General features: G+C 70.5%; 22 protein-coding genes. 18 read left to right on the forward strand and 4 right to left on the reverse strand.

Annotated elements, in window-relative coordinates; genetic code table 11:
* Positions 1 to 8: 8 nt before the first annotated feature.
* From H483_RS35930 to H483_RS35945, 4 genes are all read left to right on the forward strand, one after another.
* Positions 9 to 4,028 carry a type VII secretion protein EccC gene (locus H483_RS35930; protein ID WP_017838232.1) on the forward strand — a complete coding sequence of 1,340 codons (4,020 nt, stop codon included), beginning with the start codon at positions 9 to 11 and terminating at the stop codon, positions 4,026 to 4,028.
* Positions 4,025 to 4,858, forward strand: a complete 834-nt coding sequence (locus H483_RS35935) for a hypothetical protein (RefSeq protein ID WP_017838233.1) — start codon at positions 4,025 to 4,027, stop codon at positions 4,856 to 4,858. The genes H483_RS35930 and H483_RS35935 overlap by 4 nt, the downstream gene beginning before the upstream one ends.
* 105 nt (positions 4,859 to 4,963) lie before the next feature.
* The gene (locus H483_RS35940) at positions 4,964 to 5,284 is read left to right on the forward strand and encodes a WXG100 family type VII secretion target (RefSeq protein ID WP_017838234.1); all 321 of its coding nucleotides are present in this window, start codon (positions 4,964 to 4,966) and stop codon (positions 5,282 to 5,284) included.
* 29 nt (positions 5,285 to 5,313) lie between these two features.
* Entirely contained in the window at positions 5,314 to 5,607 is a 294-nt protein-coding gene (locus tag H483_RS35945; protein WP_017838235.1) for a WXG100 family type VII secretion target, read from the forward strand.
* A 220-nt stretch (positions 5,608 to 5,827) separates the two neighbouring features.
* Here H483_RS35945 and H483_RS35950 read toward each other — a convergent pair whose 3' ends face one another.
* Positions 5,828 to 6,745: a hypothetical protein gene (locus tag H483_RS35950; RefSeq protein ID WP_017838236.1), complete on the reverse strand. Its 918-nt coding sequence runs from the start codon at positions 6,743 to 6,745 to the stop codon at positions 5,828 to 5,830.
* A 211-nt stretch (positions 6,746 to 6,956) separates the two neighbouring features.
* Here H483_RS35950 and H483_RS35955 point away from each other — a divergent pair, with 211 nt between their 5' ends.
* Together H483_RS35955 and H483_RS35960 are read left to right on the forward strand one after the other, a co-directional pair.
* A complete protein-coding gene (locus tag H483_RS35955; protein ID WP_017838237.1) occupies positions 6,957 to 8,315 on the forward strand; it encodes an NAD-dependent succinate-semialdehyde dehydrogenase in 1,359 nt (452 codons plus the stop codon).
* A 132-nt stretch (positions 8,316 to 8,447) separates the two neighbouring features.
* Positions 8,448 to 9,335 (forward strand): sulfurtransferase, encoded by an 888-nt coding sequence (locus H483_RS35960; RefSeq protein ID WP_017838238.1) that lies wholly within the window; start codon positions 8,448 to 8,450, stop codon positions 9,333 to 9,335.
* A 54-nt stretch (positions 9,336 to 9,389) separates the two neighbouring features.
* Here H483_RS35960 and H483_RS35965 read toward each other — a convergent pair whose 3' ends face one another.
* Positions 9,390 to 10,211 carry a CoA ester lyase gene (locus H483_RS35965; RefSeq protein WP_017838239.1) on the reverse strand — a complete coding sequence of 274 codons (822 nt, stop codon included), beginning with the start codon at positions 10,209 to 10,211 and terminating at the stop codon, positions 9,390 to 9,392.
* Positions 10,212 to 10,508: 297 nt separating this feature from the next.
* On the opposite strand from H483_RS35965, the gene H483_RS35970 reads away from it, so the two are divergent.
* From H483_RS35970 to H483_RS35985, 4 genes are read left to right on the forward strand one after another with little or no spacing between them, the layout of a single operon-like run.
* A complete protein-coding gene (locus tag H483_RS35970) occupies positions 10,509 to 11,027 on the forward strand; it encodes an iron ABC transporter permease (protein WP_052308393.1) in 519 nt (172 codons plus the stop codon).
* Positions 10,997 to 11,203 carry a hypothetical protein gene (locus tag H483_RS35975; RefSeq protein ID WP_017838240.1) on the forward strand — a complete coding sequence of 69 codons (207 nt, stop codon included), beginning with the start codon at positions 10,997 to 10,999 and terminating at the stop codon, positions 11,201 to 11,203. The genes H483_RS35970 and H483_RS35975 overlap by 31 nt, the downstream gene beginning before the upstream one ends.
* 57 nt (positions 11,204 to 11,260) lie before the next feature.
* Positions 11,261 to 12,322 carry an ATP-binding cassette domain-containing protein gene (locus H483_RS35980; RefSeq protein WP_371204835.1) on the forward strand — a complete coding sequence of 354 codons (1,062 nt, stop codon included), beginning with the start codon at positions 11,261 to 11,263 and terminating at the stop codon, positions 12,320 to 12,322.
* Complete coding sequence (locus H483_RS35985; RefSeq protein ID WP_017838242.1) at positions 12,319 to 13,185, forward strand: ABC transporter permease; 867 nt, start codon at positions 12,319 to 12,321, stop codon at positions 13,183 to 13,185. Before H483_RS35980 ends, H483_RS35985 begins: the two co-directional genes overlap by 4 nt.
* Before the next feature lie 45 nt (positions 13,186 to 13,230).
* Here the strand turns inward: H483_RS35985 and H483_RS35990 are convergent, their stop codons facing one another.
* On the reverse strand, positions 13,231 to 13,737 hold the full coding sequence (locus H483_RS35990) for a hotdog fold domain-containing protein (RefSeq protein ID WP_031265211.1): 507 nt from the start codon (positions 13,735 to 13,737) through the stop codon (positions 13,231 to 13,233).
* Positions 13,738 to 13,798: 61 nt separating this feature from the next.
* A complete protein-coding gene (mftR, locus tag H483_RS35995; RefSeq protein ID WP_017838244.1) occupies positions 13,799 to 14,389 on the reverse strand; it encodes a mycofactocin system transcriptional regulator in 591 nt (196 codons plus the stop codon).
* Between the two features lie 38 nt (positions 14,390 to 14,427).
* Here mftR and mftA point away from each other — a divergent pair, with 38 nt between their 5' ends.
* Genes mftA through mftG form a run of 8 tightly spaced genes read left to right on the forward strand, consistent with a single transcriptional unit; the run spans position 14,428 to position 21,825 of the window.
* Positions 14,428 to 14,646: a mycofactocin precursor MftA gene (gene mftA / locus H483_RS40630; protein WP_081615243.1), complete on the forward strand. Its 219-nt coding sequence runs from the start codon at positions 14,428 to 14,430 to the stop codon at positions 14,644 to 14,646.
* A 1-nt stretch (position 14,647) separates the two neighbouring features.
* Positions 14,648 to 14,974: a mycofactocin biosynthesis chaperone MftB gene (gene mftB, locus H483_RS36000; protein WP_017838245.1), complete on the forward strand. Its 327-nt coding sequence runs from the start codon at positions 14,648 to 14,650 to the stop codon at positions 14,972 to 14,974.
* A complete protein-coding gene (gene mftC, locus H483_RS36005) occupies positions 14,971 to 16,221 on the forward strand; it encodes a mycofactocin radical SAM maturase (RefSeq protein ID WP_017838246.1) in 1,251 nt (416 codons plus the stop codon). The genes mftB and mftC overlap by 4 nt, the downstream gene beginning before the upstream one ends.
* Before the next feature lie 51 nt (positions 16,222 to 16,272).
* Complete coding sequence (gene mftD, locus H483_RS36010) at positions 16,273 to 17,496, forward strand: pre-mycofactocin synthase MftD (protein ID WP_017838247.1); 1,224 nt, start codon at positions 16,273 to 16,275, stop codon at positions 17,494 to 17,496.
* A 57-nt stretch (positions 17,497 to 17,553) separates the two neighbouring features.
* Positions 17,554 to 18,369, forward strand: a complete 816-nt coding sequence (locus H483_RS36015; RefSeq protein ID WP_017838248.1) for a mycofactocin-coupled SDR family oxidoreductase — start codon at positions 17,554 to 17,556, stop codon at positions 18,367 to 18,369.
* On the forward strand, positions 18,366 to 19,049 hold the full coding sequence (mftE, locus tag H483_RS36020) for a mycofactocin biosynthesis peptidyl-dipeptidase MftE (RefSeq protein ID WP_042330174.1): 684 nt from the start codon (positions 18,366 to 18,368) through the stop codon (positions 19,047 to 19,049). The genes H483_RS36015 and mftE overlap by 4 nt, the downstream gene beginning before the upstream one ends.
* Positions 19,046 to 20,521, forward strand: a complete 1,476-nt coding sequence (gene mftF / locus H483_RS36025; protein WP_017838250.1) for a mycofactocin biosynthesis glycosyltransferase MftF — start codon at positions 19,046 to 19,048, stop codon at positions 20,519 to 20,521. The genes mftE and mftF overlap by 4 nt, the downstream gene beginning before the upstream one ends.
* Positions 20,518 to 21,825, forward strand: coding sequence for a mycofactocin system GMC family oxidoreductase MftG (gene mftG / locus H483_RS36030; protein WP_081615244.1), 1,308 nt, complete (start codon positions 20,518 to 20,520; stop codon positions 21,823 to 21,825). The genes mftF and mftG overlap by 4 nt, the downstream gene beginning before the upstream one ends.
* Positions 21,826 to 22,176 lie beyond the last annotated feature (351 nt).

Here is a 22,176-nt window from a genome sequence, read left to right on the forward strand (position 1 = left end):
GGACGCGGATGGGCGACGTGGTCTTCACCCGCGGCGAGCGAGTCGAGCCGCCGGCGGTGCCGACCGGTGAGCTCGAGTTGCAGACTCCTCCCGGGTTGCCCCGGCCCACTCCCAGGCCACTCATCCAGATCGTGCTCCCGATCATCCTGGTCGTCGCCGTGGCCGGCATGGTCGTCGTGATGATGCGGACCGGGATGATGCGCAATCCGATGTTCATGCTCTTCCCGGTGATGATGGCGGTGTCCGCCGTCGGCATGCTCGCCGGAACCCTGTCCGGCGGCAACAAGACCGGCGAGACGGACGAACTGCGCAAGGACTACCTGCGCTATCTCGGGCAGACCCGGGAGAAGGTCCGCGGGATCGCGACCGCGCAACGGCAGGCCGCGCTGTGGAGTCACCCGGACCCGGCAGAACTGCCCGCGCTGGTGGGGACCCCACGGATGTGGGAGCGGGAGGAGGGCGATGCCGACTACCTCACCGCACGACTGGGTCCCGGACGGCAGTCGCTGGCGACGAGGCTGTCCGCGCCCGACACCGGTCCGGTGGACGACCTCGAACCGGTCTCGGTCGTGAGTATGAGGCGTTTCGTCAGGGTCCACTCGGTGGTGGACGGCTTGCCGGTGGCGTTGGAGTTGCGGGCGTTCCCCGTCGTCTCCCTGGACGGCGACGTCGACGTGGTGCGCGCCGCCGTCCGGGCCGCGCTCGCGGGCCTCGCCGTGACCCACGGGCCCGACCACGTCCGAATCGCGGTCGCCGCGAGCGAGGGACAGGCACGTCGGGCATGGGAGTGGCTCAAGTGGCTACCCCACCACGAGCATCCGACGTACACGGACGGCGGCGGACGGGTACGACTGACCGAGTTCTCCCTCGCCGGGGTCGAATCGATGCTCGCCCAGGAGATCGCGGCCCGCCCGGCCTTCGGGGCGGGCGCGACGCATCGGCCGAGGGAGCCTCACCTCGTGGTCGTGGTGGACGGTGTGGGTGTCACCGGCGCGGAGCGACTGGTCGCGGAGGACGGCCTGGAGGGGGTCACCGTCCTGGAGGTCTCCGGTAGTCGCGCCGGCCAGTTACGCGGCCTCGCGACGAGGCTCGGGCTGTGTGTCCGGGTCCACGATGACGGCGACGTCTCGGTACGGACCGAGTCCGGGGAGGAGCAGATCGCGCGAGCGGATCCCATGAGCCTTCCGGAAGCGGAGCGACTCGCCATGGCGCTCGCGCGATACCGGACCGCGGATACCGTGACCAACGCGGACGGCTCCACGTCCACGAGGCGCGTCCCGGGGCTGCCGGACCTGTTGGGGATCGGGTCGGCGGCCAGGGTCGACCCGGCGGTGGCGTGGCGCCGGCGAGGCGAACGTGATCGATTGCGCGTGCCGGTGGGTGTGAGCCCGGATGGTGCCCCGGTGGAGTTGGATCTCAAGGAGGCCGCACACGGCGGGATGGGACCGCACGGACTGTGTATCGGCGCGACGGGCTCCGGCAAGTCCGAGTTCCTCCGCACTCTCGTCCTGGGTCTCGTCGCCACCCACGACCCGGACGCGCTCAACCTGGTCCTTGTGGATTTCAAGGGTGGGGCCACGTTTCTCGGACTCGAGTCGTTGTCCCATGTGGCGGCCGTGATCACCAACCTCCAGGCCGAGATCACCATGGTCGACCGGATGCGGGACGCGCTCGAGGGGGAACTGAACAGGCGCCAGGAGGTGCTCCGCGCGGCAGGTAACTACGCGGGGGTCGGCGACTACGAGGCGGCGCGGGCGAGGGGTGCCCAGCTGGACCCGCTGCCCGCGTTGGTGATCGTCGTCGACGAGTTCTCCGAACTCTTGTCCTCCAAGCCGGAGTTCGCGGAGCTCTTCCTCACCATCGGGAGGCTCGGGCGCAGTCTGCACATCCACCTCCTCTTGGCATCACAACGGCTCGAAGAGGGGCGACTGCGGGGTCTCGACAGTCACTTGTCCTACCGGATCGCGCTCAAGACGTTCTCCGCGACCGAGTCCCGCACGGTCCTCGGCGTGAGCGATGCGTATCACCTGCCCGCCACGCCGGGCGCCGGCTTCCTGAAGGTCGATTCCGGTGAACCGGTGCGCTTCGACGCCGCCTACGTCTCGGGCCCTTACCAGGAGGATCGTCGGCGGGAGGGGGTGTCCGTCGCGGCACCGGTCGCCCGTGCCACGGTGCGGCCTTTCACGTCCTGGTTCATGCCGGTGGCCGCTCCCGCCCCTCCGGCCATCGACTCCGTCTCCGATCGACGGGGCCCGGCTGAGCACGACGGTCGGGACGATCTGGAGGAGGGCTCGAGTCTGCTGGACGTTCTCGTCGGCCGACTCTCCGGCCACGGGCGACCCGCGCACGAGGTCTGGCTCCCGCCGCTGGGTGCCGGAGCGGCCCTCGACTCGGCGGTGGGCAGAGAACCGACGGTCCCGGGCGACACCGACCCGCCGTGTCGGAGCTTTCCGCTCGCGGAGGTCGACCTGCCCTTCGAGCAGCGTCGAGCCATCTGGTCGGTGGATCTCTCCGGGGCGGACGGCAACGTGGCGGTGGTGGGCGGGACGAGGTCGGGCAAGTCGACGGCCTTGTGCACCCTGGTCCTGGCCGCCGCGGCGACGACCGGGCCCGACAGGCTCTCGGTCTACGTCGTGGATCTCGGTGGCGGGGCCCTCCAGTCGATCTCCCCGCTCCCTCATGTGGGCGGAGTCGCCCGGCGCGGGGAGGACGAGAAGGTTCGCCGGACGATCGCCGAGGTCGACGCCGAACTCAAGCGGCGAGAAGCGGCGTTCCGTGAGCAGGGCCTGACCTCCATCGATCACGCCCGCCGCAGACGTATCCAGCGTGATGGCCGATCGGTCGCCGAGTACCCCGACATCATGTTGGTGATCGATGGCTGGCAGGCGTTCAGGACGGAGGTCGAGGATCTCGAGCAGGTGGTCCTGGGGCTCGCGACGGACGGTCTCTCCTACGGAGTCCATGTGGTCCTGTCGGCAGCCCGGTGGGCCGATCTCCGACCGGCGCTGCGGGACGCGCTCGGCACGCGGGTCGAACTCCGGTTGGGCGATCCCACGGATTCGATGATCGACCGCCGCGCGGCGGTGACCGTACCCGCCTCACCCGGACGGGGTCTGACCCGGGACCGACACCACATGCTCATCTTCCAACCCAGACTCGACGGGCTCGTCGACCCGGAGGGCATCGCCGACGCCACCGTCTCGGCCTCCCGGCATCTGGCGCAGCGGTGGCGAGAACTCGCGGGCCCCGTCGCCGCGGCGCCGGTCAGGATGCTTCCGGAGACCCTGCCGTACGGCCAGCTCGCGAGTCTGGCACGGCCTGGACCGGACGGTACCCGTTCACGCGTGCCGCTCGGGGTGGACGAATCCGACCTCAAGGTCGTCTACGCCGATCTCGACGCCGATCCGCTGATGATGGTGCTGGGCGATTCGGAGTGCGGCAAGACCTCCGTCCTGCGGGCCGTCACCCGGGGACTGGTCTCCGGCAACACCGCGCAGTCGGCGAAGATCATCGTGGTGGACTATCGCCGCACCATGCTGGGCGAGGTCGAGGGGGACCACCTCGCCGGGTACGCCGCCACCGAGACCGCGCTGACGCCGATGGTCGAGCACCTCGTGGAGATTCTCGAGCAGCGGATGCCCGGCGCGGAGGTCACTCCGGAGGAGCTCCGGTCGCGATCGTGGTGGGATGGTCCTCGAATCCACCTCGTCGTCGACGACCTCGATCTGGTCGTCACGGGTGCGGGAAACCCGCTGACCCCACTGGCCCGCTTCCTCCCGCACGCCCGCGACATGGGCTTCTGCGTCGTTCTCGCGCGGCGGTGTGCGGGATCCTCTCGAGCCCTGTACGACCCCTTCGTCGGAAGGATCCGGGATCTGGGCGGCGCCGGCCTCATCATGTCCGGGAGCCGGGAGGAGGGGCCCCTTCTCGGAGGGGTTCGTCCCACGCCCATGCCGGCAGGTCGTGGCAGGCTCGTCACCCGAAACGGTGGTGTCCGTCTGGTGCAGACCGCGCTGGCGGAGCCGTGACCCGCCGGGGCGTGACCCGCCGGGGCGTGACCCTCGCGGTCGACCTCTCGTGTTCCGGACTCGCGGTGGCGTCGGCGTCGGCGTCGACAGTCCTGTCCCCGTCGGTCACGCCGACCTCGGTGCTCGCCGGTGTCTACGGGACAGCGTTGCCCCCGGGTGGCGATCGGATCGAGTGTTCCGACCGTGTCGACTCCCTCGCTCTCCGCCACCCGGACCGGTGTCTGCTCGATCCGGTGGCGAGAACCCACCGGGATCGCACCGAGGTGGCGGGGCTCTCCGTTCCCGTGGACGAACTCCTGGCGGCGCCCGTCTCCAGGGCCCTCCGGTGGGGCGGGGCGGGGGACGGCGACGGCGTGGTGCTCCTCGTTCCCAGTGAGTGGGGCAACACCCGATCCGCTCGACTGGTCGCCGCGGCGGAGGGACTGGGTCTCTCTCCGCGGATCGTCCGCTCCGCGCTGGTGACCGCCGAGGCGTTGCCCTCCTCGTCAGCCCGCTGGGCCGTGTGCGTGGAGGCATCCGAGGCCCGGACCACGGTGAGCCTCGTGGAACGGACACGCGGGGAACTGACCCTTATCGACCGGGCCGTCGTTCACCGCTGGGACCCGCGCCGGGATTCGATGCGCGACGACGAGGTGTCCCGTGTGATCGATGCGGTGACCACCCTCCGACGAGCGAGGCGTGAGGCGGGCACCGGGTCAACCGAGGTTCTGGCTCGTGGACGCAACTGCGAGCGAGTCGTGGACGCCTGCGATCAGGCCAGATTGCTTTCCTTCGTCGTGCCGGAGACCGCTCCGGTCGAGGCGGCGCTGCGACTCCACGAGGATGCCTGAGTCTGCTCGGACCGGCGATGAGGATGGAACCGATCGCGGACGTAGCGGCGTCGAACACTGTGACGGACCCACGAGGGGGCCGCAGGACGACAAGGGGAGGACGAGATGGCCGGTTTCAACACCCACATCGGGACCATGGACACCGCGGCCAGGCGGGTCGACGAGGTCAACATGGAGATCGATCGACTACTCGGGAACGTCCGGGACTCGGTGTCGCAGCTCGGGGGATCTGTGTGGCGGGGCGCCGCGCAGGCGCGGTTCGCGACCATCATGACGGAGTGGCAGCAGCAGAGCGCCAAGCTCAACTCCGCCCTGGCAGGGATCTCGGAGACCATGCGGGTCAACAGCACCTCGTTCGACGCCGCTGATCAGGACTCCGCGCAGGCCATCAGCAGAGTCGGCGCCTCCGGCCCTCTGAACATCTGACCACTCATTCTCGAATCGGGAGAAGACTCATGACCTCAGGACAGATCACCTACAACCACGGCCCGATCGAGGCGTTGGTCGGCCAGGTCGGTTCGGCGTCCACCGCGCTGCGGACCACCCTCGACGACCTCAAGGCATACCTCGCGCCGCTCGTCGCCGAATGGGAGGGTGACGCCGCCGTCGCCTACCAGGCACACCAGAACGACTGGGACCAGGCCGCTGCTGCGCTCCAGGCGATGCTCTCGGAGATCTCGCGGGCAGCGAGTCAGGGAAACCAGGGAATGGCCGATGCCGACCGCCGCGCGGCCCAGGGATGGGGTTGACCAACGCGGCGGGTATGAGGACCGCAATCTGAGTGACCCAGCCCCTGAGTGATCCAACCCTGGCGGGCCGCCGTGCGGTTCGTGGACCCCGGAATCTGAATGTCCGGTGACCGGGGTCAGCGGCCTTTCCAGGGCGGTGACCAGAGGATCAGGCGGGGATCACCGACGTCCCACGCCCGGCACACCGGCACTACACCTGTAGCAGTCTGATGCAGTCGTGTCATGGCGCCCCCTCGACAGTGGATGGGCCAGCGTGGCCTGGCCCTGGGGAGTTGTTCTCGAGGTAAACCGCGAGCATCGAATCCCACTCGTCCTTCGACACTGCGAGGTAGGCCGCTCCGCAGGCCAGGTGCACGCCCTCCAGCGCGGTGTGGGACTCCTGTTGTAGGGCGAGGCCTTCGGCCATCCATCCAAGGCGATCGAACCCGGGGCGCCATCGACGGGTGTGGCCCCGTTGGTCGGGGAGGCCGAGGAAGTTCTCGTTATATCGGGCCTGCCAGGCGTCCAGATCGCCCCAGACGTCTGCGGCTGGATCCACAACGCGGCCACCGTAGCGATCCACGTTCGCCATTATCGCGGCCGACATCGTGGACAGCTCGGGCGGCATCTGGCTGCTGCCGAACGGCTGGAACGGCATTGCCTGCCGATCGATCACGTCCCTCTTGCCATAGATCTTTCGGAATCGCGACCGGTCGGGGACTTCCGCGTCGAGCCGATCAATGACAGCCTGGGGGACCGAGTCGAAGAAGGTCGCTTCCACGTAGTAGTAGGGAAGCTCGCTTCTGATGAGATCGGCCAGCCTGAGTCCTTCGAGAGCGGTGTCGACGAACGTGGAACCTCCGACTGCCGGTAGACCGCAGCAATCGACATGCGCACACCGTGCGAACTCTCGCACCCAGGTCCGAACGCGTTCGCCGAGATCGTGGGTGAGGAACTGCGACTCCGGCGTAGGGAGTAGCTCCCACTCCCGCGGTTCGTTTCCCACCCAGTTGGCGAACGGGCTGTCGTCTCCGAATAAGGCGTATTCCAGAGTGGTTTCGGACGAGAGCGAAAGCCATGGTGCAGCTCCCGAGAGAATGGATCCGACGATGAAGTCCGCGTCGGCGGTATGAACGGCGATGCCGTAGCTCATGAACATGCCCCACGCGCTAGAGGAGCCGACGGGCGAAGCCGTCGGGCGCGGGGCTACCTTGCCCGAAACCTCACTCGTGTCCGTTGCCGAGTCGCTACCCATGCGGCACACCCCTGCACGGGGTTCCCGACCGGATGCAGGCGAGGCAAGCCTGACCTACCGTCGCGAGCAGAGCCGGGTCGATCACCCGGCGGACGCGAACCACGGGAGGACCCATATGTACGTCACCCACGATCCGTCGACCGGGACGACCGACAGCGAGTACGACCAGACCGACGACGTCGACGGGATCCTGTCCACCGTCACCGAGGGCTTCGCCTCCTGGCGCGCCACCGACGTCGCGGAGCGGGCGAAGGTTCTCCTGGCGATCGCGGACGCGTTCGAGGAGCACACCGAGGAGCTGGCCAAGGCCATCACCACCGAGATGGGCAAGCTCCCCGACCAGGCGCAGGGCGAGGTCAAGCTCGCCGCCTCGATCTACCGCTGGTACGGCGAACACGGCCCCGAGCTGCTGGAGCCCGAGACGCTGGACGTGCCGGGTGCGCGCCTCAACCGTATAACCCACGAGCCGGTCGGGCCCCTGGTCGGCGTGATGCCGTGGAACTACCCCTACTACCAGGTGGCCCGGTTCGCGGCCCCCAACCTGCTGCTGGGTAACACCATCGTGCTCAAGCACGCGAGCATCTGCGCGCGCTCGTCCGCGGCCATCGAGAAGGTGCAGCGCGCGGCCGGGCTTCCGGAGGGCGCGTACGTCAACGTCTACGCCTCCAGCGACACGGTCGCCGAGATGATCGCCGACCCCAGGATCAAGGGCGTCTCGCTCACCGGCAGCGAGGGCGCCGGCGCCGCCGTGGCCAAGGTGGCGGGGGAGAACCTCACCACCAGCGTCCTGGAACTGGGCGGCTCGGACCCGCTCATCGTCCTGGACACCGACAACCTCGACGAACTGGTCGAGACTGTCGGCAAGGCGCGACTGTCGAACTGCGGGCAGGCCTGCAACTCACCCAAGCGGATGTTCGTGCCCGAAGACATGAAGGACGAGTTCGTGGCCAGGCTCCGCGACCTGTACGAGGGGACGAAGGTCGGCCCCGCGGCTGATGAGGGGACCGCGCTCGGCCCCCTGTCCTCGGAGGGCGCCCGTGACGGGGTCGTGGAGCAGGTCGAGCGCGCTGTCGAGCAGGGTGCGACCCTCGTGACCGGCGGCCGGGCGATCGACCGCCCGGGCGCGTTCATGGAGCCCACCGTCCTCACCGGCATCACCCCGGAGATGGACGCCTACAGCGAGGAGATCTTCGGCCCCGTGGCCATGGTCTACGGCTATGACTCCCTGGATGAGGCCGTGAGGGTCGCCAACGACACCCCCTTCGGGCTGTCCGGCTCCGTGTGGGGGACCGACACCGACAAGGCCTCCGAGGTGGCCGACCGGCTCGAGGGGGGCATGGCCTACGTCAACGAGCACGGCACCACCATGGCCGGCCTGCCCTTCGGCGGCGTCAAGCGCTCGGGCTACGGCCGGGAGCTCGGACGCTGGGGCCTCGGCGAGTTCGTCAACGTCCGCCTCCAGCGGGTCCACTGACCCCGACGTAGTAACCCAGCGACGCAGTAACCCGGCGACACATCGCGCCAACTCCGGCCGGGGGCACTCACCGCCCCCGGCCGCAGTGCGTCCGCCTACCCTCGGCGGTCGACGACTCACGAAAGGAGCGTCATGACCGCCACGACACCGCACCCGCCCCTCACCGTCAGCCCCGAATGGCTGCACCAGCATCTCGACGATGCCGACCTCGTCGTCGTCGATGCCACCGCCCACCTTCGCGTTCCCACCGACGGCCCGGCCGTTCTGACGTCCGGGGCCGAGACCTACCGCCCGGTGCACATCCCGGGCGCCGTGTTCGCCGACCTGCTGGTGGACTTCGCCGACCCGGACGCCCCCCAGCCCTTCACCGCGCCGGACCACGAGCGGTTCGTCGCGGCCGCCGGCGCCCTCGGCATCGGCGACGGTGCGACCGTGGTCGTCTACGACCAGCACGACGGCTTCTGGGCCACCCGCTTCTGGTGGCACCTGCGCTACGAGGGCTTCGAGCACGTGACGGTTCTCGACGGCGGGCTGCCCGCCTGGAAGGCCGCCGGCTACGAGGTGACCGACGTGGTCCCCGAGCCCACCCCGCGCACCTTCACCGGCACGCGCCGCCCCGAGCTGTTCCGCTCGACCCGGGACATCGCCGCCGCGCTCGACGACGAGCGGACCGTCCTGGTCAACGTCCTGGACGAACCCACCTACCGCGGCGAGGTGGACACCTACGCCCGCCGCGGCCACATCCCCGGCAGCATCAACCTGCCGGTCTTCACGCTCCGCGATCCCGAGACCGGCACTCTCCGCCCGACCGAGGAGCTGCGTCGCGAGTTCGAGAACGCGGGACTGCTCGACGACGACCGGACCGTCGTGACCTACTGCGGCGGCGGCATCGCGGCGACCGGGGTCGCGCACGCCCTGGCGCTCGTGGGCCGCGACGACATCGCGGTGTACGACGGCTCCATGAACGCGTGGGCCGGCGATCCGGACCTGCCGCTGGTCACCGGCGAGTCGCCCCGCTGAGTCGAGTCACCCCGGAGCTGACTCACCCCGGAGCTGACTCACCCTTGAGGCAGGTCAGCGCACGACGGCGTACGCCTGTGCGAGGTGCGCGATCTTCTGCGCGCGGGCCAGTCGCGGCAGGTCCGCGCCGTCGCGGCACCGCTCGCCCCCGGGGCCCAGCTCGTCGATCACGGACCCGGCCCACGAGACGTCGGCGGCCGAGGGGGACAGGACCTCGTTGATGTACGGGGCCTGGTCCACCCGCAGGCACAGCTTGCCGGTCATGCCCATCTCGACCGCGTGCTCGGCGGCGTCCATGAGGACCTGGGTGTCGTTGGAGATGGTGGGACCGTCGATCGGCGGGGCCACCCGGGCGACCCTGCTGGACACGACGAACTGCGACCGGGTGTAGGCCAAAGCGATCTGCGAGGAGCCGATGCCGGTGTCGCGGCGGTAGTCGCCGATACCGAAGGCCAGGCGCACCACCTGGTCGGTCTTGGCGATCTCCGTGGCGGCGGCCAGACCGTCGGCGGACTCGACCAGCGCGACGATCGGGGTGTCGGGGGCCAACCGGGCGGCGGTGAGCGAGACGTGCTCCGGGTTCTCCGTCTTGGCCAACATCACCCCGTCCAGACCGGGGCAGTGGCCCAGCGCCATGAGGTCCTTCTCCCACTCGGGGGAGCGGACGTCGTTGATGCGGACCCACGCGTGATTGCCGGCCTCGAGCCACTGGCGGACCTCGCGACGCGCGCGTTCCTTCTCCGACTGACGGCACCCGTCCTCGACGTCCAGGACAACGACGTCCATCTCGGAGTCCGCGGCCGCGTCGAACCGCTCGGACTTGTCTGCCGGCAGGAGCAACCACGAACGGGCGATCGTGGGCGGGATGGTCGACATGGGGCTCATCGGTACCGGTCATCCTTTGCTCGGGGGAACGGATCAACGCGGGACGGGCGGGTCTCGCGGCAACCTCTCCACGATACGCCGGGGGCGATGCGAGGTACCACACGGGAAGAGGTGCATCCAGGGGGCGTGACCCCGGGCCTAATCGGTAAGGATAGGCTGACCTATGTTCAGGCGGATGAGGATGGAGGTCCACGATGATGACCCCTGCCCGGCCCCATACCGCCGCGAGAGCAGCGTTCGACGTACGCCGGTCGTGCTGCTGGCGTCAGGGCGAGGCGCGCACCTGACATGACGACGACCATGACGACGGGCACCGACGTGCCCACCCGCTTCCGGAGCGGCTCCCGCCGGGGGGTGGCGGGCACCACGGCCCGCCGCTCGGTCGGACTCCTGGTTCTCCTGGCGGTGCTGGCGGTCGCCGTGCTGTTCAGCGTGGCGGTCGGGTCCAAGGACATCCCGCTGTCCACGGTGCTGGAGGCACTCCGGAACTCCGACCTCGCGATCGACGAGCACTTCATCGTGTGGGAGATGCGGCTGCCGCGGACGCTGACAGGCCTCGCGGTCGGGGCCGGGCTCGCGGTGTCGGGTGCGCTCATCCAGGCGCTGACGCGTAATCCGCTCGCCGACCCCGGCATTCTGGGGGTGAACGCCGGGGCGGCGTTCTTCGTCGCGCTGGGCGTCGCGGTCTTCGGGGTGTCCTCGATCACCGGGTATGTGTGGTTCGCGTTCCTCGGGGCCCTGGTGGTCACGGTGGGGTGGCGTCTGAAGAGGTGGCGATGCTCGACGGCGACGTGGTCCTGTTCCTGACCGACGACCAGAACTTCGTCCCGACCGAGTACAACGAGTTGTTCGGCCGGTTCTCCGCAGAGCTCCTCACCCTGACCCCGGCGGAGCGCCAGGCCATCTCCGTCAACACCCCACTGTCGATCTCGTACGCCCTCGACACCCTGGTTCCCCGCATCGCCGATGCCGTCCAGGGCTGAACGCAGGCTGGGAGACAGCCGGCCGGCGCTCAGGACGGGATCGGTCCGCATTGGTGGATGCGTGCCTTGACTACCCCCTCCCGGCGCGGCACGCTGTGGCGAGTGAGTACCCCACCACCGTCCGACGCCCCGGCGATCGAGGCGGAACACCTCGTCAAGAAGTTCGGCGACTTCACCGCCGTCGATGACATCTCCTTCTCCGTCCCGCCCGGAACGGTCCTGGGACTGCTGGGCCCCAACGGATCCGGCAAGACCACCACCATCCGCATGATGACGACGCTGAGCCCACCCACCTCGGGCACCGCGCGGGTCGCCGGCCACGACGTGACGGCAGCACCCGCCGCGGTGCGCAAGGCCATGGGGCTGACCGCCCAGGCGGCCACCGTCGACGAGTTGCTCACCGGGCGCGAGAACCTCCGTCTGATCGGGGACCTGTACGGACTGCCCAAGAAGAGGGTGAAGTCGCGCGCGGATGAGTTGCTGGAGAAGTTCTCCCTGAGCGACGCCGCGACCAGGGTGGCCAAGAGCTACTCCGGGGGCATGCGCCGCCGGCTCGACCTGGCGGCCAGCCTCGTCGCGGCCCCGCCCGTGCTGTTCCTCGACGAGCCCACCACGGGGCTCGATCCCCGGTCGCGCAACGAACTGTGGGACGTGCTGCGCGACCTGGTTCGAGACGGCACCACGCTTCTGCTCACCACGCAGTACCTCGACGAGGCCGATCAGCTGGCCGATCGGGTGATCGTGATCGACCACGGCAGCGTGATCGCGGAGGGCACCCCGTTGCAGCTCAAGGACCGGTCCGGTGCCGCCAGCCTGGTCATCACCGTTTCGCGACCGGATGACGTGAACGAGGCCGTGCGGGTCCTCGACGGAAGGATCGGGGAACTACACGTCGACCGCGACGCCCGCCGGCTCACCGCGCCGTCGGAGGGCGTCTCGGCGCTGGCGGGGATCGCCGCCGCCTTCACCGAGGCCGGGATCGAGCTCGACGACATCGGGCTCCAGCGCCCCAGTCTGGACGACGTCTTCCTCTCCCTCACCGGCCGCCGGGCCGAGGATCCGGAGAGCGCGCGGGACACCGCGGGCGCCGACACCATCGAACAGGAGAACCGGGTATGAGCACCGTCGCCGACCCCGCCCACACCTCCGCCACCCACGAGCGGTTCGAGATGCCGGACCGTCCCGACGGGCCGCCGCTGAGCCGACAGATCTCCGCGCTGGTGCGCCGCAACCTCTTCCACATCCGTCGCCAGCCCGAGAACCTGGCGGACGTCACCATCCAGCCGGTGATGTTCGTGCTGCTGTTCGCCTACGTCTTCGGCGGCGCGATCGCCGTGGCCGGCGGCGTGGACTACCGGGAGTGGCTGCTCCCGGGGATCATGGCGCAGACCATGGCGTTCTCGTCGTTCGTCGTGGCCTCCGGGCTGTGCAACGACCTCAACAAGGGCATCATCGACCGCTTCCGGTCGCTGCCCATCCAGCGGGCGTCGATCCTCATCGCGCGCAGCGCCTCCAGCCTCATCCATTCGTCCATCGGTGTGGTGGTCATGTCGCTGACGGGCCTCATCGTGGGGTGGCGGATCCGGAGCGGGCTCGTCGACGCGGTGCTGGGTTACCTCATCCTGCTGGGCTTCGGCTTCGTCATGATCTGGATCGGCATCGTCGTGGGGTCCCGCCTGAAGACCATCGAGTCGGTCAACGGCGTCATGTTCACCACGATCTTCCCCATCACCTTCCTCGCCAACACGTTCGCGCCGCCGGAGTCGATGCCGGTGTGGCTGCGGCCGGTCGCTGAGTGGAACCCGCTGGCGTCCGTCGTCCAGGCCATGCGTGAGCTCTGGGGCAACGCCCCCGCCGTGGGGCCGGACGCGGCGCTGCCGCTGCAGCACCCGGTGTTGGCGTCGCTGTTGTGGATCGTCGGGCTGACGGTGATCATCGCGCCGATCGCCGTCAAGGCCTTCGACGCCCGCACCCGGGACTGACCCGGGACGGACCCGCGGACCGGCTCGCCGTGAGGCAGGTCGTCGTCAGGATTTCTTCTTGGGGGAGACCCGGATGGTGATGGTCCCCGCCACGGGCTCCACGCCGGCGTCGTCGACGAAGCGCAGGGGGACCTCGACGTCCTGGCCGCTGGTGAAGGCCGCGAAGTCGGGGATGTCGGTCCACTCGGCCGTGACCGTCATGCCGCCGGTCGACTTGGCCGGGTAGCGGACGTTCATCCCCACGGGGATCCAGCGGTGGGTGGCCGGCACGGTGGCCTCGGCGAGCATGCCCATCGCCATCTCGGCCAGGTTGCACGCCGCGATCACGTGAAAGGTCCCGATGTGGTTGCGGTTGCCCCACCAGCCGGGGCCGTGGACGACGCACCGGCCGGGGCGCAGCTCCACGACGTGCGGCAGGGCAGTCCGGAAGTAGGGCGCCTTGAGGCTGACGGCGGCGCTGAACAGGCGCGAGCCCAGCGGGAGGCGGGTCGCCTTCTGCCACAGGCGGAAGGTCGGGGTGGGGGCGGAGGTGGAGGGCGCGGTATCGGTCACCGCGCCGATGTTACTCCCCGGTAGATTCGCGGTGGTGCGGGCTGCCTGGTCGGCCGCCTGATCAAGCGAGGATCCGCGTGCCGTCACGCAGGAGCGCGTGCAACCGGGCCTGGTCGGCGTCGGGCTCGTCGACCCACCGCCGGTATGCCGAGAGGGCGATCCCGAGCGCCGCGTGAGCCGTGGCGGCGGGGATGAGGTCGTGCACCGACTCCCCGCGCCGCGCGGCGACGAACTCGGCCACGGCGCTGCGCCAGTCGGCGTACATGAGCGTCGAATGGGCCTGGAGCTCGTCCACCCCGAGCAGTAGTCCCATCCGCAGGCGGTGCACCTGCGTCTCGGAGTCCGGGAAGGTGTTGAAGGTGACAAGGGAGTCCGCGAGCGCGTCCCTCAGTGGCGTGTCGGCCGGGATCCGGGCCAGTTGGCGACGCATCCCGTCCATCTGGATGTCGAACTCGCCCCACGCGATCGCGGCCTTGCCGGGGAAGTAGCGGAACAGCGTCCGCCGGGAGATGTGCGCGGCCTCGGCGATCTCGTCGACGCTGGTCGCCTCGTATCCCTGACGGTCGAAGAGCCTCAGCGCCACGGCTACGATCGAGGCGCGCGTCGTGGACGGACGCCGCCCGGGCGCGCGACTGTCGTTCGGCTCCGTCATTGATAAGGCTCCGTCATTTACAAGGCTCCGTAATCCCCATGACCGCCAAGCCTAGAGGCATCCCGGGGACGGGTTGTGCGCAGCCCATTGCATTTGGCACTAGGTGTCAATATGATGCAGATCTCACCGCGTGTGGTGAGTCACCCAACCCGCCGACGAGAGGAATCGCCGTGGAGAACACCCAGAACACCGAGGTAGTGCTGGAGGAGGCCCTCATCGAGGAGGTCTCGATCGACGGCATGTGTGGGGTCTACTGAGATGACCTCGGCAGCAGCGCCGGCCGGCGCCGGACAGGACGCCGCGCCCGCGGCCTTCGACCTCGACGCCGGCTGGCGCCTGCACCCCGGAGTGGCGCTGCGTCCCGAGCCGTTCGGGGCCCTGCTCTACCACTTCCACACCCGCAAGCTCAGCTTTCTCAAGTCGCCGACCATCGTCGAGGTGGTCCGCGTCCTCGCCGATCACCCCACCGCCCGCGAGGCGTGCGCTGCCGTCGGGGTGTCGATCGACGACCCCGCGACCGCCCGCCTGTACCTGCACGCGCTCGGCCAGCTCGCCGCCTCGCGCATGATCGAGGAGACCCCATGACCAGCACCCTCAGCCGCCCGGACGCCCCCTCGACGAGCACGGCACCCGCGCCCGTCGGCCGCCTGGTGGACCAGTTCGAGCGCGGCCTCGACGCCCCCATCTGCCTGACCTGGGAACTCACCTACGCCTGCAACCTCGCGTGCGTGCACTGCCTGAGCTCGTCGGGCAAGCGTGACCCCCGGGAGTTGAGCACCGAGCAGTGCAAATCGATCATCGACGAGCTGCAGCGGATGCAGGTCTTCTACGTCAACATCGGCGGTGGCGAACCCACCGTCCGCCCCGACTTCTGGGAACTCGTCGACTACGCGACCAGCCACCAGGTGGGAGTGAAGTTCTCGACCAACGGCGTACGGATCGACAAGAAGGTAGCGCAGCGCCTGGCCGCGAGCGACTACGTGGACGTGCAGATCTCGCTGGACGGCGCCACGGCCGAGGTCAACGACGCGGTCCGCGGTCCGGGCTCGTTCGACATGGCCGTCCGGGCCCTGGAGAACCTCAAGAACGCCGGGTTCACCGACGCCAAGATCTCCGTGGTGGTCACCCGCGAGAACGTCACCCAGCTGGACGAGTTCAAGGCGCTTGCGGACCGGTACGACGCGACGCTGCGCATCACCCGCCTGCGTCCCTCCGGCCGCGGAGCCGACGTCTGGGACGACCTCCACCCGCTTCCCGAGCAGCAGAAGGACCTCTACGACTGGCTGGTCGAGCACGGGTCCAACGTCCTCACCGGCGACAGCTTCTTCCACCTGTCGGCCTTCGGCGACGGACAGGGCTCGCTTCCCGGCCTCAACCTCTGCGGCGCCGGCCGCGTGGTGTGCCTGATCGACCCGATCGGCGACGTCTACGCCTGCCCGTTCGCCATCCACGACAACTTCCTGGCCGGCAACATCGTCGCCGACGGGGGATTCGAGAGCGTCTGGCAGACCTCGGAGCTCTTCCGCGAGCTGCGCGAGCCCCAGTCCGCCGGCGCCTGTGCGTCCTGCAACTTCTACGACAGCTGTCGCGGCGGCTGCATGGCGGCCAAGTTCTTCACCGGCCTGCCCATGGACGGGCCGGACCCGGAGTGCGTGCAGGGGTACGGGGAGGGACTGCTCGCCGCCGAGCGTAACATCCCCTCGCCGTCCCAGGACCATTCCCGCGTCAAGGGGCTGGCAGCGCGCAAGCAGCCCACCGGCCCCGTCCCACTGACCCTCATCACCACCCCTCCGCGCAGGCCCACCAGCCTGTGCGACGAGTCCCCGGTCTGACCGGACCGTCCGGCCCGCCCCCACCGACGTCCTGCATAAGGAGCCCTTCCCGTGTCACGCCTGTCCAAGATCGCCGAGGCAAACCCCTGGCGCACCAATCCCTGGTTCGAATCGGTCGCCGAGGCCCAGCGCCGCGCCAAGAAGAAGCTGCCCCGGAGCGTCTACATGGCGCTGGTGGCCGGGAGCGAGCAGGGCGTGACGATCGACGACAACACGGCCGCCTTCGCCGAACTGGGTCCCAAGCCGCACGTGATCGGGGCGAAGGCCGAGCGGGACATGGCCACCACGGTCATGGGCCAGCCCATCAGCCTCCCGGTGATGATCTCGCCCACCGGCGTCCAGGCCGTGACCCCGGACGGTGAGGTCGACGTGGCCCGCGCGGCCGCCGCCCGCGGCACCGCGATGGGACTGAGTTCCTTCGCCTCCAAGCCGATCGAGGAGGTCATCGCCGCGAATCCGCAGACGTTCTTCCAGGTCTACTGGCTCGGCGGCAAGGAGAAGGTTCTCGAGCGACTGGAGCGGGCCAAGGCCGCGGGCGCCGCGGGCGTCATCCTCACCACCGACTGGTCGTTCTCCATGGGGCGCGACTGGGGCAGCCCGACCATCCCGGAGAAGCTCGACGCCAAGGCGATGCTCACCCTGGCCCCGGAGATCGCGGTGCGTCCGCGCTGGGCCGCCGAGTGGGCGCGTGACGTGGTGACCAACAAGCGTTTCCCCGACCTGACCACGCCGAATCTCGTACACCAGGGGGAGATGGGGCCGACCTTCTTCGGCGCCTACGGCGAGTGGATGGGCACTCCTCCGGCGACGTGGGACGACATCGCGTGGGTGGTGGACAACTACGACGGGCCGGTCATGCTCAAGGGCATCACCCGCATCGACGACGCCCGGCGAGCGGTCGACGCGGGCGTCAGCGCGATCTCGGTCTCCAACCACGGCGGCAACAACCTCGACGGCACCCCGGCCTCGATCCGCTGCCTCGCGCCGATCGTCGACGCCGTCGACGGCCGGGTCGAGGTGCTGATGGACGGCGGGATCCGACGCGGTTCCGACGTGGCCAAGGCACTCGCTCTGGGCGCCCGCGCCGTGATGATCGGCCGCGCCTACCTCTGGGGCCTCGGCGCCAACGGGCAGGCGGGCGTGGAGAACGTGCTGGACATTCTGCGTTCGGGCCTGGACTCCAGCCTCATCGGGCTGAGCAAGTCCTCCATCTCCGAGCTGAGCAGGGATGACTACGTGATCCCCGACGGGTTCATGCGTCGCCTGGGAGAGTGACCGGGGGGCGGCCCGTCCGGACCACCCCGTTACGTCTGTAGAGAAAAAGGAACCGCAGTGGGAGAGTTCGACGGCAAGGTCGTCTACATCACCGGCATCGCCCGTGGCCAAGGCCGCAAGCACGCCATCCGCTTCGCCCGCGAGGGTGCGAAAATCATCGGGCTGGACCTGTGCGCATCGCCCTCCGCTTACGTCGGGTACAAGGCGGCCACCGAAGAGGACCTCGCGCAGACGGTCGAGAAGGTCCGTTCCGAGGGTGGGGAGATCCTCGCCGAGGTCGGCGACGTCCGCGACCTGGCGTTCCAGCAGGACCTGGTCGCCCGCGGGGTCGAGCACTTCGGCGGCCGCCTGGACGTGGTGATCGCCAACGCGGGCATCTGCAACTGGGGCAAGGTCTGGGAGATCGACGAGCAGCAGTGGCAGGACACGATCGACGTCAACCTCACGGGGTACTGGAAGACCCTCAAGGCCACCATCCCGCACATGCTCGCCGCGGACAACGGCGGGTCGATCGTCCTGGTGAGTTCCGTCGCGGGACTCAAGGCCATGCCTGTCCAGTCGCCGTACTCGGCCTCCAAGTACGGAGTGGTGGGTCTCGCACAGACCGCCGCCAAGGAACTCGGTGAGCACCGGATCCGGGTCAACACGATCCACCCCTACGGTGTGCTGACCCCCATGGGTGCCGACGACCCCGCGGCCCACGACGTCTTCACCAACATGCCCCAGTTCCTCCCGCACTTCACGCCGATCCTGGGGATGGGGATGGCCACCACGGACGACATCTCCGACTCGGTGTTGTTCCTCGCCTCGGACGCCTCCCGCACCATCACCGCGTCGACCTTCACCGTCGACATGGGCGCGATCAAGGTCTGATCATCGAGACCGGCCTGATCATCGAGACCGGTCTGGCGGTGTTGCCGCTCGGTGCCACCGAGCAGCACGGCGCGCACCTGCCCGCCCAGACGGACACGCTGTTGGCCACCTCGACCGCGCGGACCCTCGCGGTCGCGGGCGTCCACGTGCTGCCCGCCCTCGCGTTCGGCGCGAGCGGGGAGCACCAGTCGTTTCCCGGCACGGTGTCCATGGGCACCGGGGCGCTGGTGCAGGTGCTGGTCGAGATCGGCAGGTCGGTCTCCGTCCACACGCCCGGGTTCCTCGTGGTCAACGGCCACGGTGGCAACGTCGACGCGCTGCGACGGGCGATCCCGCTGTTGCGCGGTGAGGGCCGCGACGCCGCGTGGCTGCCGTGCCGGACGTCGGTGGACCCCTCCGACACCCACGCGGGACACGTCGAGACCTCGCTCATGTTGCACCTGCACCCCGAGCTGGTCCGCATGGACCGCGCGGCCCCCGGATGCACCCGGCCCCTGCAGGAGATCCTGCCCGGGTTGCGCGACGGCGGGGTGGGTGCGGTGAGCCCCTCCGGTGTGCTCGGTGACCCGACGACGGCCACCACCTCCGAGGGGCGTCGACTGTGGGACGAGCTGATCGCCGACGCACGGGGGCGCATCGCACGATGGGCACCCGGCGAGGCCGACGGGATGCTGCGGTGACCGCCCCGGACGTCGCCCGGCGTGTCGTCCTGGACCGACGCACCCGGATCCTGCGCCGCGGGGGCCTGACCCGGGTCCTCGGCGGGGACCCGGTCACCCTGGTCACCCCGGCGCCCGGGGTGGCGGCGCTGCTCGACGGTGACGCGGTGCCCACCGGGACCGCCGCCGGCGCCGCGCTTGCGCGTGCGCTCACTGACCGCGGGATGGCCCACCCGGACGTCGGCGGGCCCGACACGCGAGAGCTCTCGACCGTGGCCGTGGTGATCCCCGTCCACGACGACGCGGCCGGGGTCGCCGCGGTTCTGGACGCCCTGGCATCCGAACTCGCGAGGGGCCTGCGGGTCGTCGTCGTCGACGACGGGTCGACCGTTCCCCTGGCCGCGCCGGCCTCGTCCACCCGCGCCACGCTCGCCGCCGCGGTCCGCGTGGTGCGACACGCGAGCGCGCGCGGCCCGGCGGCGGCGCGCAACACCGGTACCGCGGTCGCGGTGTCGGCGGGTGCCGAGGTGGTGGTCTACCTGGACGCTGACGTGCTCCCGCGGCCGGGGTGGCTCGGACCCCTGCTGCGACACCTCGACGATCCGCGGGTGGCGGCTGTCGCCCCTCGGATCGTGGCGGCGAACCCGGGGAGGTTCTGGGTCCGCGGGTACGAGACCGCGCGCTCGGCCCTGGACATGGGGCACGAACCGGCGCGGGTCAGACCGCGGACCCGCGTGGCCTACGTGCCCAGCGCGGCCCTGGCCGTGCGTCCCGACCGGCTGCCCCCGGTGCCGGGTGCCGCGGGGCCGGGCCCGTTCGACGAGCGGCTCCGCGTGGCCGAGGACGTGGACCTGTGCTGGCGCACCGACCGGGCGGGTGGACTGATCCGCTACGACCCGGCCTCGCGGGTCGCCCACCGGCACCGCACCGCACTGGCGCCAGTGCTGCAGCGACGCGCGTTCTACGGCACCGGCGCGGCCCCGCTCGCGGATCGACACGGGGCGGCCGTCGCCCCCGCCGTCGCGGCACCGTGGTCGCTCGCGGTGGCCCTGGGATTCTGGAGCGGGACCCCCGTCGGACTCCTCGTGGCGGCCGGCGCGTGGACCCGGGCGTGGGGCCGGACCCGGGCGTTGACCGGCGATGCCACCGCCGCCGCCGAGTTGGTGTCGCGCGGATCGGTCGCGTCGATCCGCCAGCTCCCCGAGGCGCTGCTGCGCCCCTACTGGCCCCTGACCGCCCTCGCCCTGGTCGCGACGGCCCGCTCGCGCTCGCGCCTCGCACGGGGCCTGCGCCGGCGGGTCGCGGTGGCGGCGGTCGCCGAGGGACTGTGGCACTGGTGGGCCGCCCGCGAACCGGGCCGGCTTCCGGTCGACGAACCGCTCGGGCACGTGATCCTGCACCGGCTGGACGACCTGGCGTACGGCGTGGGGGTGTGGCGCTCGGCGTGGGCGGCGCGGTCGATCGGTGCACTGCGCCCGGAACTCAAGCGATGAGGCCCTGGGGCGGGCACGACGCGGACGTGGTGGTGGTGGGTGCGGGCCCGGCCGGATGCGTGATGGCCCGTCGCCTCGCGGAGGCGGGGAGGGACGTGGTCCATCTCGAGGCGGGAGGGGAGCGGGTGCCCACGCGGGCAGGGGTGCTCGACATCGGTCCCGGGTCGCGGGTGATCACGCGGTACCGCGCGGCACTGGGCAGCGCCGGCCTGGAGCTGCCCCGGGGGCAGACCCTCGGGGGGTCGGGCGCGGTCAACGGCGGGTACTGCACCCCGGCGCGTCCTTCCGACCTCGCCGGGTGGGGTCCGGACTGGCCCCGCCGGTACGCGGTGGGGTTGGCGAGGGCGACCGAACGTCTGCGCCCGCGGCTGGCCCCGGCCGGACCCGTCGCCGCGCGGGTGGCCGCGGCGTTCCCCGGCAGGGTGTCCGCCATCGCCCAGGCGCGGCGGGACGGGCGGCGGGTCACCGCGTTCGACGCGTGGGACCCCGCCGGCGCGGGTGTGCGGGTGGTGACGGGCTCGGCGGTCCGGGAACTCGTGTGGGCCGGTGGTCGCCCCGGGGGTCGGTGCGTCGGAGTGGTGCTCGACGACGACGACGAGATCGCCGCCCGGGAGGTGATCCTGTGCGCGGGGACCATCGGCACGGCCGTCCTCCTGCTGGCCTCGCAAATCGGGCCGGAGACCGGCCACCCGGTCGGGCAGAGCACGCAGGAGCACCCGGAGGTCCTGCTCGACCTGCCGCCCGGGTGGATTCAGGTGGAGGCGGGCGCCGCGGAGGACGGCCCGCTCGTCCCACCGCCGCTGCTCTCGCACGTGGCGCGGCTGACGCTGCCCGGGCCGACGGGCCCCCAGGAGATCGAGGTGCGGCCCTACGCGGTTCCGATGCACCGGGTGATCCCGGGACTGGAGCCCCAGCCGCACCGGATCGGGGTGGCGCTGATGAATCCCGTGGGGCGGGGCCGACTCCGCGGGGAGACCACCGCGGGCAGCGGTCCTCACGTGGTGCTCGCCGACGACCCCCACGACGCGGCCGCGCTGGAGCGGGCTGCCGGGGTGGTCGCGGACAGACTGGGGATCTCGGACGGCGCGCCGGGGCCGGATCCGATCCGGTCGACGTCCCAGCACCTCGCGGGGTCGGCGCGGATCGGCGAGGTCGTGGACGACTCGGGTCGGGTGCTGGGGTGCGAGGGGCTGCGGGTCGCCGACGCCTCGGTGTTCCCGATACTGCCGCGGTGCGGCCCCTACCTGTCGGTTCTCGCGGTGGCCGAGAATCTCGCCGCGCGAATGGCCCACGGGGACTCGTGATAGAACCGATATGGGAACACGTTCCACCGCAGAGGTGGGGGTGCGAGCGGAAGGGTCACCATGACGAGTAGCGAGTTGGAGATCGAGACCGTCGAGCCTCGGTCGTTCACGATCGCCGGCGCGGCCGGGATGCTCGTCGGCGACGTGTGGGAGCCGGGAATCTCGCCGCGCGAATGGCCCACGGGGACTCGTGATAGAACCGATATGGGAACACGTTCCACCGCAGAGGTGGGGGTGCGAGCGGAAGGGTCACCATGACGAGTAGCGAGTTGGAGATCGAGACCGTCGAGCCTCGGTCGTTCACGATCGCCGGCGCGGCCGGGATGCTCGTCGGCGACGTGTGGGAGCCGG

This window comes from Dietzia sp. UCD-THP (assembly GCF_000349585.1).
Lineage (GTDB): Bacteria > Actinomycetota > Actinomycetes > Mycobacteriales > Mycobacteriaceae > Dietzia > Dietzia natronolimnaea_A.